This is a genomic window from Shewanella sp. 10N.286.45.A1 (assembly GCF_041470405.1).
Lineage (GTDB): Bacteria > Pseudomonadota > Gammaproteobacteria > Enterobacterales > Shewanellaceae > Shewanella.
In genome coordinates this window covers 1-10,950 of the sequence record NZ_JBFRMK010000229.1, presented here as the reverse complement: position 1 = coordinate 10,950, position 10,950 = coordinate 1, and the positions used below count along the sequence as shown (strand labels likewise).

General features: G+C 43.2%; 8 protein-coding genes. All 8 read right to left on the bottom strand.

What is annotated here, in order from left to right:
- Positions 1-87: 87 nt before the first annotated feature.
- Complete coding sequence (locus AB4238_RS16515) at positions 88-300, bottom strand: DUF2892 domain-containing protein (protein ID WP_248973632.1); 213 nt, start codon at positions 298-300, stop codon at positions 88-90.
- Between the two features lie 360 nt (positions 301-660).
- Positions 661-3,870, bottom strand: a complete 3,210-nt coding sequence (locus tag AB4238_RS16510) for an efflux RND transporter permease subunit (protein ID WP_372034414.1) — start codon at positions 3,868-3,870, stop codon at positions 661-663.
- 12 nt (positions 3,871-3,882) lie between these two features.
- Positions 3,883-4,941: an efflux RND transporter periplasmic adaptor subunit gene (locus tag AB4238_RS16505; RefSeq protein ID WP_372034413.1), complete on the bottom strand. Its 1,059-nt coding sequence runs from the start codon at positions 4,939-4,941 to the stop codon at positions 3,883-3,885.
- Positions 4,942-5,388: 447 nt separating this feature from the next.
- The gene (locus AB4238_RS16500) at positions 5,389-6,105 is read right to left on the bottom strand and encodes an SIMPL domain-containing protein (protein ID WP_372034412.1); all 717 of its coding nucleotides are present in this window, start codon (positions 6,103-6,105) and stop codon (positions 5,389-5,391) included.
- Positions 6,106-6,276: 171 nt separating this feature from the next.
- Complete coding sequence (locus tag AB4238_RS16495; protein WP_372034411.1) at positions 6,277-7,566, bottom strand: OmpP1/FadL family transporter; 1,290 nt, start codon at positions 7,564-7,566, stop codon at positions 6,277-6,279.
- 351 nt (positions 7,567-7,917) lie between these two features.
- Positions 7,918-9,369 carry a sodium/proline symporter PutP gene (gene putP / locus AB4238_RS16490; RefSeq protein WP_372034410.1) on the bottom strand — a complete coding sequence of 484 codons (1,452 nt, stop codon included), beginning with the start codon at positions 9,367-9,369 and terminating at the stop codon, positions 7,918-7,920.
- Positions 9,370-9,504: 135 nt separating this feature from the next.
- On the bottom strand, positions 9,505-10,209 hold the full coding sequence (locus AB4238_RS16485; RefSeq protein ID WP_372034408.1) for a DUF3379 domain-containing protein: 705 nt from the start codon (positions 10,207-10,209) through the stop codon (positions 9,505-9,507).
- On the bottom strand, positions 10,202-10,765 hold the full coding sequence (locus AB4238_RS16480; protein WP_372034407.1) for a sigma-70 family RNA polymerase sigma factor: 564 nt from the start codon (positions 10,763-10,765) through the stop codon (positions 10,202-10,204). The genes AB4238_RS16485 and AB4238_RS16480 overlap by 8 nt, the downstream gene beginning before the upstream one ends.
- Positions 10,766-10,950: the final 185 nt, after the last annotated feature.

The following is a 10,950-nucleotide window of genomic DNA, read 5'->3' as shown; positions in this document are numbered from 1 at the left end:
TCTTTATATTGATTGGTATGATATCGAGAACTGACTAACAGCTCTTGCTTTTTTACATATGAATCAATGTTAAAGCATTTATCTCCACTAACCTTCCGTTGCTAATTGAGCCTCAGTTTTAAAACCGAGCTTCTTCAACACCATAGCAGCAGGACAAAAACCAGTATAGGCACTTTGAGTTAAGTTTGCCCCAACAAATACGGTTAGCCAAACGAAGTTGTGATTAACCCATAACGTTAAGGCTAGTGAAAGCAAGATCATCATTCCGGCAAAAGCCATAATGGCGCGCTCTAAAGACATAGTGTTACCTCTTACAGTGTTAATTAAATTAGGTTCTGCTGAACTTTCATGGTTGTTTTTACACCAATTTATTGGCCATTTTGGCAAGGCAGAGGCTATGTAGTGTAATCATTTTCCACAAATAGCCTTTAACGCAGAAAAATGGCCAAGAAATGCTGTCCTTTGGATCTGTTTCACTTGTTCTATTCTTTTATGATTAGAATGCGTGATGAGCTCTTCACTTAGCTGGCTAAGCGTCATCGCTCAAGCCTTGCACTAGAAGCATTATTCCTTACAGTAAAGAATCGAACAAAAACTAAGCTCAAAAGAACAACAGAGCCTCAATACGTGCCGACTGTCGGCACGCGGTATGACAAATTTTTATTGATAGCGCTTTTTCATCACCGCATAGTAAAGCACAGGGATCACAACTAACGTCAGTAGCGTTGATACCAATATGCCGAAAATAAGGCTGATCGCTAAGCCGTTAAAAATCGGGTCGTCCAAAATAAAGAGGGCACCGATCATCGCTGCCATTCCGGTCAGCATAATGGGTTTTGCTCGAACGGCGCCGGAGTGAATAACGGCTTGTTCAAATGGTACACCTGCAGCTGTTTCTTGATGGATAAAATCAACTAGCAAGATGGAATTGCGAACGATAATTCCAGCAAGTGCAATCATGCCTATCATCGACGTTGCTGTGAACTGTGCACCAAGTAGAGCATGACCGGGCATAACTCCGATTACCGTTAGTGGGATCGGCGCCATGATGATGAGTGGCACGGTATAGGACTTAAACTGTGCGACGACCAACAAGTATATTGCAATCATACCGACAGCGTAGGCGATCCCCATATCCCTAAATGTTTCATAGGTGATTTTCCATTCGCCATCCCACAGTATTGCCACACTATCGAGTCCTGAGGGTTGATTAATATAGTGTTGCTCAAAGCCAAGTCCATCGGCGGCGTTTATCTTGCCGACCATATCAAACATACCGTATAGGGGACTATCGAGCGGTCCGGCCATGTCGGCGACCACCATGATCATCGGGATCATGTTCTTATGGATTATTGGCGCATCAATTGTACCTTGTTGAATATGCAGCAACTCCGACATTGCGATGGCTTGGCCTTCGCTATTTTTAATCGTCAGATTCATTACTTGCTCTAAGTTGAACTTATCTGATTCTTTCAGCTGTATACGAATAGGCACAGGGTATTTTTGCTTGGGCATATGCATGTAGCTAATATCTTTACCACCAATGCTGGTGGCCACGAGATCGACCACTTGACTATATTCAACACCAAGCAAACTCGCTTTGCTTCTATCTATATTAACTTGCCATTTAGCTTGTTCGGCAGGTAGGTAGATATCGATATCCACAACATCGGTTGTTTGATGAAATAGATCTTGTAATTGATTGGCTGCTTTTTCTCTAATCGCTTCACTGGGGCCATATACTTCCGCGAGGATGGGTGACCAAACAGGCGGCCCAGGTGGAACTTCAACCACTTTGACATTAGCATTATATTGCTTAGCTATCTGCTGCAGTGGCCCTCTAACAGCGAGAGCAATGCTGTGGCTGTCTCTGTCCCTGTGCTGTTTATCAACTAGGTTGACTTGAATGTCACCAAGCTCCTGAGTTTGACGCAAAAAGTAGTGGCGTACTAAGCCATTGAAATTCATCGGTGCACTGGTTCCTGCATAGAGTTGATAGTTATCAACCTCCTCAACGGTGTTTAGGTGCTGCGCAAGTGCTTTTAATGTTCTTTGGGTTTGCTCTACTGGAGCACCTTCTGGTAGATCGACCATGATCTGAAACTCCGACTTGTTGTCAAAAGGCAGCATTTTCAGTACCACTAACTTACCAATAGGCAGTGCAACGGCAATAGCGATAAGAACGAAGATCCCGGCGGCTAAACCAAAGCGCGCTTTTCTCGCACTTCTGCCCGTGACAAACGGTCCAATTAGTCTATTAAAGGTGCGTACCATCAAGCCATCATGACCAGTTTCTTGCTTCGTCCCCTTATTGTCAGGCTGATTTTCATCGTGTTTTAACAGTTTACGGCTGAGCCAAGGGGTGACCATAAAGGCGACCGCTAGAGATATGAGCATCCCCATGCTGGCGTTTATAGGAATAGGGCTCATATATGGACCCATAAGCCCAGATACAAACGCCATGGGTAGCAATGCTGCAATAACGGTAAAGGTAGCCAGAATAGTTGGTCCGCCGACTTCATCAACAGCAATGGGAATGAGCTCGCTAAAGCTTCTTTTACCCATTGCCATATGGCGGTGTATATTCTCAACCACCACAATGGCGTCATCCACTAATATTCCAATCGAGAAGATAAGTGCGAACAGGGAGATCCGATTTAAGGTAAACCCCCAAGCCCAAGAGGCAAATAGCGTCAGCGCAAGCGTAATGACAATGGCGATACCCACCACTAATGCTTCTCGAAAGCCCATGGTGAGTAGTACTAACACCACTACTGCAGAGGTTGCAAAAATCAGCTTTAAAATAAGTGTATTGGCTTTATTGCCAGCGGTTTCGCCGTAGTTACGAGAGACTGAAATATTGACGGCGTCAGGCAGCAAAATATTATCGACTTTATCGACGCGTTCAACAATGGCATCGGCGATATCAACGGCGTTAACACCAGGTTGCTTGCCTATGGCAATGGTGACGGCTGGGTAGATATCGGCTTTATCGCCATGCCAAGCCGTTTGGCTGGGGATATCCGCTTTTAAAGTGACATCAGCGATGTCTGCGAGAAATATCGGCGCAGCTTGATTATCGCTGTCTTTGCGAACAGCAATCACCAACTGTTTTACATCATCAATACTGTTGATGAATTGGCCTGTTTGCACTTTAATCTGTTGGTTTTGTTGTACCAGAGAAGCAGGCATAGAGACATGGTTATTGCTGCTTAATCGATTATTGATTTCATCATAAGACACGCCGTAGTAGTTCATTTTAATTGGGTCAATACGGACATTGACGGTTAGCAGCTGCGAGCCGACAGAGTTTATCTCACGCGTTCCGGGGATCCTTTTAAGCTCGGTTTCTAAACCGTTGGCGACATGAGTGAGTTGCTCCGCTGATATCGCCGTGTCTTTTGACCATAACGTTAAGCTGACAATTGGTACATCATCAATGCCGCGAGGTTTTATCAGCGGCTCACCGACGCCTGCATCTAAAGGCAATTTGTCTAGGTTGGCGTAAATCTGATTGTAAAGTTTAACGATAGCGTCGTTTCTGGCAACGCCCACTTCAAAGATGACGATAAACATCGCGCCATCTGGCTGCGAGAATGAATATAAGGTATCAATGCCTTTGAGCTCTGAAATTATTTGCTCGGTTGGTAGGGTGACCAAACTTTCAACTTCGGCAGGTGATGCGCCAGTAAACGGTATATAAACGTCAGCGAAAGTAACATCAATCTGTGGCTCTTCCTCTTTAGGCGTGACGAGTACGGCAAAGAGGCCAAGCAGTAAACCCAGTAAAGCCAGTAAGGGGGTAATAGCACTGAGCTGAAAAGCCGCTGCAATTTTGCCTGAAATCCCTAAATTATTTTTGTCTGTCATCTTCTTAGCTCCCTATGGCTTAGACTGCTTTTGTAAGCGCAATAAGGTTTGATAAGCATCTCTTGCAATAACATCACCGTTGGATAGGCCTGCTAAGACTTCAAAGTTATCACCATCTTGTTGACCCAACCTGACTTGATTGAGCACCCATTTGTCATTTTGCTGCAAATAGACGCCAGTCAAATCGTTGATAGTGATCAACGCAGACTCTGGGATAAACATGGTTTGGCGTTGACCACTCACAAATTGTGCTTTTATCAAGCTGCCAGGAATAAGACCGTCGATGTTACTCGGAAGCTCAATGCGCACCTTGTAGTTATGGCTGATTGGATCTACAAAGCTAAACAGATTAAGTTTGTCACTTGTCATTTCTGTACCATCTGCCAAAGTGAGCTTGAATTGAGGATGTGACTTTAAAGCATTGATATAGCGTTGGGGGACTTGAGTGACAGCGCGCATCTGTTTTAAAGAGTAACCAGAATAGAGCGCTTGACCAGGACTAACAGTCTCACCTTGCTCAACATGTCTTTTAGTGACGACACCAGCAAAGGGCGCACTGACAGCTGTGTACTTTAATGATTCGGTTGCTTGGATTATCCCTGCTTTAGCGGCGCTTACTGCTTGCTGTGTTGATTTGGCATTCGCCTCGGCTTCATCCATTGAACCTTCAGATATCGCACCTTGCGGAAAGAGTGTTTTATAACGTTTCAATTGTGCTTGAGCTTCAATATTTTGAGCATTAGCTTTGGCGTACTCAGCTTCAGCGCTGGCCAACTGCGCACCTTGCTCTTTACTGGTTATCTCTAGCAGAGCTGCATTTTCGGCGACGATATCATTGACATCGTAATTGAGTTTTAAGATCCGTCCAGATGTTTGCGCAGAGACTGTAGCTGCTTTTGTCGGCTCAATAACGGCATCCAACGCAACCCAATTTGGGTATGGCTGGTAGCTAACTGTTACCGTTGAGTCATTACTGACTGCAGGTGCTTCAGCAGCCAAAGCTGAAAATGGCAGATTTGCTAGCAATGATAAAAGCAGTAATGCGAGTGAAGGAGAAAAGTAAGCCGTCATAATTCAATAAACCGTAAATACATCCATGAGATTATTCTAATGGATGTTGGTTCTTGGTGCAATATTTATTCATTAGAAAAATGCGATGAATAGGTGGTTGTTACAAAAAAGCACAATCAAATGATAGTGCTTTGCTAGGGCTGCTGGTTTTTATACTGCTTGGTATTAGGGACTGATGCTCTTTTATGGTTGGTCTTGCCGTATTTTATTGGTTACTTTAACGAGGCAGAGGTTATGCGGCTTAGTTATTCTCCACAAATAACCTACAACGCAGTAAAAATAGCCAAGAAGCGCGGCCCTTTGGGTTCGTTTCAATGTTTTTATCATTGCGTAAGGCGCAGTTCAGTTAGCTCGCTAAGCATCACTGCTCAAGCCTTTCCCAAAAGCATTATTGCTTACGTTAAAGAATTGAACAGCAACTCAGCTCGACAGAGCAACTGCCCCTAGTTAATCATTGAGGTAGTAGGTCAAGGTTGACACGATACGTACCTTCTTTATGTAGGGGGTGTTGCTATCACGGTCGTTGATACTAAATTGCCCTTGCGCTGCTCTTTTGATCTTGCCTAACTTGGAGTCTGAATCTTTAGCAAATTTCTCAGCCACTTGACGCGCATTCTGTGTCGCTGATTGGATCATCTCAGGTTTAACATCATTAAGCTTGGTAAACAGGAACTGCGCTTTACTGTTGTAGTCCTGATCAGAGATAGCGATGCCCTCTTTGGCAAGTGATAGCATTTTAGTGCGAGCGGAAAGTAAAAGATCAATTTTATCGGTATAGAGTGATAATGAGACTCGAGCTGAATAACGATATTTCACATTAGGGTCTGAATACCCTTGGGCCAAGCGGTCGTCAATGGCAGGAAGGGAGATAGTTATCTCTGACTCATCAAAACCTTGCTGTTTTAAAAAGGCAGCAACTATGTCGGTTTTAGTTTGAACATTTTGATAGAGACTATCGAGATCGTTATCAACTTCGGTAAATCTGATTGGCCAGATGGCAATATTGGCTCGCACCTCTTTTTCAGCTAAGCCTTTAACGGTAACGGTGCGCTCCATTGATTTCATTTTGATTAGTTTATCGCCGATGGTATTGCCAAGTAACACCATGCCTAAGCAGAGTAAGCCACCAAGAATAAAGGCTGAAACAGCATTGTTTTTAGTCATAACAGATAGTTCCATCTATATAAATATACTCATGTTGCGACTTTTAGCGCGATGAGTATGAAGAAGCTTAACGTTAGCAAGGATTATGGAATTGGTAAAATTAAAAGCAGTTCATTGAGGCAATAAAAAAGCCGCATACAATGCGGCTTTCAGTTTATACCATCAACTACTTTAGAATCTGTAGTTGTACTGCATAGAGTAGTATGTGGCGTTTGAAAGCGTTGTAGCATTAATTGGTGTTGGGTTAGCGCCATAAATTGCGCTGTACTCAACAAGATCTGTTTCTTCGCCGCGAATGAATGCGATACCGAAATCTAGGCTGGTGTGCTTAGATAGGTTGTACGTAGCACCCATCGTGTACCACTGACGGTCTGAATCAGGAATAGAGATAGAGCTCACTTCGCCAACTACGCCTTGGTCAAACATGTAACCTGCACGCAGTGTCCAGCTATCATTAAGTGTGTAAGTACCACCAACACTGAATAACCAAGAGTCATCCCAAGCATAAGTCTTAAGACTTGCTTCTGGAGCAACCGGAACACCACCTAAAGTACCATCAGTTACACTGATTTCATGGAAATCGCCCCAAGTTGTCAATTGCGCTGTGTAGTGCAGAGCAAACTTTTCAGTTAGCTGATGAAAACCAGCAACTTGGAAGATATCTGGAATAGGGATATTGATTTCGTCAAACATGATTGGACCCACTTGTGGATCTGTCATGCTAATATCGCCACTTGCTTTAAACTCTGGGCTGAAACGGTAGCTTGCACCAATGCGGTGGTTTTCGTTGAATTCATAAACTGCGCCAACGATACCGCCAAATGCGACGCCATCAGCATCTACATCAACTAGTTCAGTCTGCTGAGGGCCGGATAGCGATGGCGTAGCACCACCACGAGTCAGCGTTCCTTCACCGTAAATCACATCAACACCGGCGCCAACGCTAAAGTTGTCATTAACGCGGTAAGAAGCACTTAGGTTAAAGTTAATAGTGGTGACTTCAGTTTTACCCAGCAGATCAATTGGTGCTGGTATAACGTTGCCAATGATATTGTTTGACAGTTCAGTTGTATCGGTACCTGTTCCGAAGTTACTGAACATGGCAACACCATAGGCAAACTTGTCATTGACTGGGCTTACATAATAAAAGTTAGGGATAATTTTTGCTTCTGCAGCATCTGGCACACTACCAAAATGCACATCACCCATAGCCACATCTTTAACTTCAACTGCTACGTCAGCATAAGTTAAACCCATTGATAATTGCTTTTCATCAAACAACGCCATAGCAGCAGGGTTACGTGATAGCACTGATGCGTTGTCTGCGATGACAGCGTCACCTGCAAATGCACGGCCGATGCCGGTTGCAGATTGGCTGTTAAGTTGGAAACCAGCAGCCATTGATTGAGTGCTCACTAGAGCAACTGATACAGCGATAAGAGTCTTGTTGAAATACTTCATTATTATCATCTCTATTATTGTTGGTCTTGCTTATATAGGTGCTAATTTAAAATTAACTGCAAGATCCACTTGTTAGACCAGTGCATATTAGGTAGGTAAGGGCAAGCTAACAACTCCGACCAGAGATGAAAAATTGTTAATTATTAGTTAATTGAGACGCTTAGATGTTTGAAAAATCATTCTTTCGATTGAATAAGGCAAAAGAAACCATATAGCATAAAGGCTTGGGAGATATTTAAGGTTTAACTTATAGTTAAGAGTATGTAACGCTGGATTTTTTCTAGATCTAAATTAAAAGATAAAAAAAGCGTACAGATGTACGCTTTTTAGAATTAGTGCTCATTTACACCGTTAAAGTTTAGCTTCGAACTCGCTAAATTGGGCTTTCACTCTATCAGATGGAGCCTGTAATTTACTGATTAGCACACCTGCGATAGTGGCAAAAAGGAAACCTGGTAGGATTTCATAGAGGTCAAATATTCCGCCGCTAAGTTGTTTCCAAACTACGACAGTAACAGCACCGACAACAATAGTGGCTACTGCGCCATTGCGGCTGTAATCTCGCCAGAAAAGCGACATCAATACTACTGGACCAAATGCGGCGCCAAACCCTGCCCAAGCATAACTTACCAGACCAAGCACGCTGCTTTCTGGGTTCAGGGCGACAACACCGGCGATGACGGCAATGGCGAGCACGCCAATACGGCCCACAAGCATAAGTTCTTTACTTTCAGCCTGAGGACGCAACCACTTTTTATAAAAATCTTCTGTAATCACGCTTGAACATACCAACAACTGTGAATCAATTGTGCTCATAATCGCTGACAGAATTGCTGCTATCAGTAATCCGCCAATCCAAGGATTGAAGGCTGCGTGGGCTAAGTGAATGAATACCGTTTCAGGGTTTTCTAATGGCTCAGCGGCAAAATAGAGAGTTCCAGCAAGGCCGGTAGCTAAGGCGCCAAATAGTGCGACGACCATCCAACTCATTGCAATACGACGTGACACGGTAATATCGTTGGCAGAACCTATGGCCATAAAGCGCGAAAGAATATGTGGCTGACCAAAGTAACCTAGTCCCCATGCGAGCAGAGATATTAAACCTATAAAGGTAGTATTCTCGCTAAATAGCGATAACATCGCAGGATCTAAAGTTTCAAATCCTTGTTGTGTTTCTGGTTGACTAAAAATCGCAACCGGAACAATCAACAGTGCGACTAACATCAAACAACCTTGAAAAAAGTCTGTCCAGCTAACAGCAAAGAACCCACCAACAAAGGTGTACGCTACGATAATAGTTGAACCTATGATAAGGGCTAGAGTGTAATCAAGACCGAAAACCTTCTCAAATAAGATAGCGCCACCGACCATACCTGATGATGCATAAAAGGTGAAAAAGACTAAAATAGTGACCGCTGAAACTAACTTAAGTATACCTTTGCTGTCTTCAAATCGCTTTTCAAAGAAATCAGGTAAGGTAAGCGCGTTATCGGTAAACTCGGTATAAATACGTAATCTTTTAGCGACAAATAGCCAGTTAAGCCAAGCACCAAAAACCAGTCCAAAGCCGATCCAAGCTTCTCCCAAACCGCCTAAGTAAACGGCGCCCGGTAGTCCGAGAAGTAACCAGCCAGACATATCTGATGCACCGACACTCAATGCCGTTACGCCTGGCCCCATGCCACGGCCACCCAAAATATAATCGTCTACAGAGTCTGTTGCTTTGTAAGCCCAAAGGCCTATCCCCATCATTAAAGCTAGATAGCCGATGAAGGTAATTAAAATGGGTAATTCTATGGTCATGAGATATTTACGCTTTTATCATTTTTAGTTGTGGCGCTATGCTAGCAGATATTTGAGCTGTAGCTCAATAATTGATGGGAGTGTGATTGAGATCCAACCAGTAGCGCAAAGAAAGCGCTACTGATTGTGAATGGTTTAGATGAATGTTTGCTTAATTTCGTTTTTCACGTAATTAAGATCTTCAGCGCCTTCACCAACAAGCAACATGTAGGCGTTGTCTGTTTCAAAGCCCATTCCTTTATACTTATTGTCAGCAAAAGCTTCGTCAAGCACCATTCTATCTTCTAGAGGCACGATAAACAGTGTGACTTTGCCTGATTCACCTTGCATAACCAAGTGTAGACTCTGGACGCCTTGAAAATCACAGTAAGTGCTATAAAACACTTTGCCTGGCTGTTGGGTAAACTTCATGTCGCTGCTGCTATTTAAAGAGGCTAGCTGAAAGTTAACGTCTTGATATTGCACATTTTGGTCAACATGTAACGCTTTGTCTTCATGGTAAACATGCGCTAATGCATGCTGTCCTAAATCGACGGGTCCCATTCTTAATAGGGTAAAAGTAATACCAGCTAAAAATGCTACCGAGGCGACCATTGCGAATGCAAAGCCTGTTTTACGGCGCTGTGAATGATGATGCTGCAACTGCTGGCGCAGCAGTAGTTTAGCGGCGAGATCGTCTGGCACATCAATCTTAAGCGCATTTTCGATTTTGTTATCTAAGCCTTTTAAGTCATTTAAAAAGGCTTCTCTTTCAGCCGATTCCATTGCTGCTTGAAGGAACTCGGGATCTTGGTTATTTGGCTCACCATAAGCTTGGCGGCGAAATTTAAGTTCATCCATTGGATTGACCTCTGATAGTCGGTTGTTCGAGTACATCTTTGAGCTGGTTTCGAGCTCTAAATAAACGTGTCATTACGGTGTTTCTATTGAGATCTAATATTTTAGCTATCTCTTCACCACTGAAACCGCCTATCACTTGTAGTAATAGTGGTTCACGATATTCAAGTTCCAACTTTGAAATCTGCCTCTGCAACAAGTGTTGTTCTGCATGGTCTTCAGTGCTTCCGGAGAATGTATCTTCGATAAATTCCTGTTCGACATCTGAATAATTAAATTGTTTACGTTCAAACCGGCGTGCATTCTCACGACGAAGGATAGTGATCAACCATGCTTTGGCTGCTTTTTCATCTTTCAATGAATCAAGCGATCGCCAAGCGCGCAGAAAGGTTTCTTGAGTGATATCTTCAGCGATATGTTTATCACCGCATAGCCAATAGGCATAACGGTATATATCGGTATGAAGTGCCCTGACAAGGCTATCGTATCGTCTTTGTTTGCTAACCATGTCTGAAGAGACCGTGGAGTTAGACTTTTTATTTCGCCAACTATCAAACATTTTTACTTTTTTCTAACTGGATCAATATTTCACAGCTTAACCTTGTTCAACTTCGAATACCAATTGCAGGTACATAAAGTCTAAATTAGCTGATAAAGAAGCCATTTATATAAAAAACGCTCCCAAAGGAGTAATGCCGATCATTTAGTATGAAAATGATCGGTCAACCGATCTACTCAGTCGTT

Coding starts and splice junctions, on each gene's coding strand:
- AB4238_RS16500 (WP_372034412.1), bottom strand. CDS start 6,105: ATGACTAAAAACAATGCTGTTTCAGCCTTTATTCTTGGTGGCTTACTC.
- AB4238_RS16480 (WP_372034407.1), bottom strand. CDS start 10,765: ATGTTTGATAGTTGGCGAAATAAAAAGTCTAACTCCACGGTCTCTTCA.
- AB4238_RS16515 (WP_248973632.1), bottom strand. CDS start 300: ATGTCTTTAGAGCGCGCCATTATGGCTTTTGCCGGAATGATGATCTTG.
- AB4238_RS16510 (WP_372034414.1), bottom strand. CDS start 3,870: ATGACAGACAAAAATAATTTAGGGATTTCAGGCAAAATTGCAGCGGCT.
- AB4238_RS16495 (WP_372034411.1), bottom strand. CDS start 7,566: ATGAAGTATTTCAACAAGACTCTTATCGCTGTATCAGTTGCTCTAGTG.
- putP (WP_372034410.1), bottom strand. CDS start 9,369: ATGACCATAGAATTACCCATTTTAATTACCTTCATCGGCTATCTAGCT.
- AB4238_RS16485 (WP_372034408.1), bottom strand. CDS start 10,209: ATGGATGAACTTAAATTTCGCCGCCAAGCTTATGGTGAGCCAAATAAC.
- AB4238_RS16505 (WP_372034413.1), bottom strand. CDS start 4,941: ATGACGGCTTACTTTTCTCCTTCACTCGCATTACTGCTTTTATCATTG.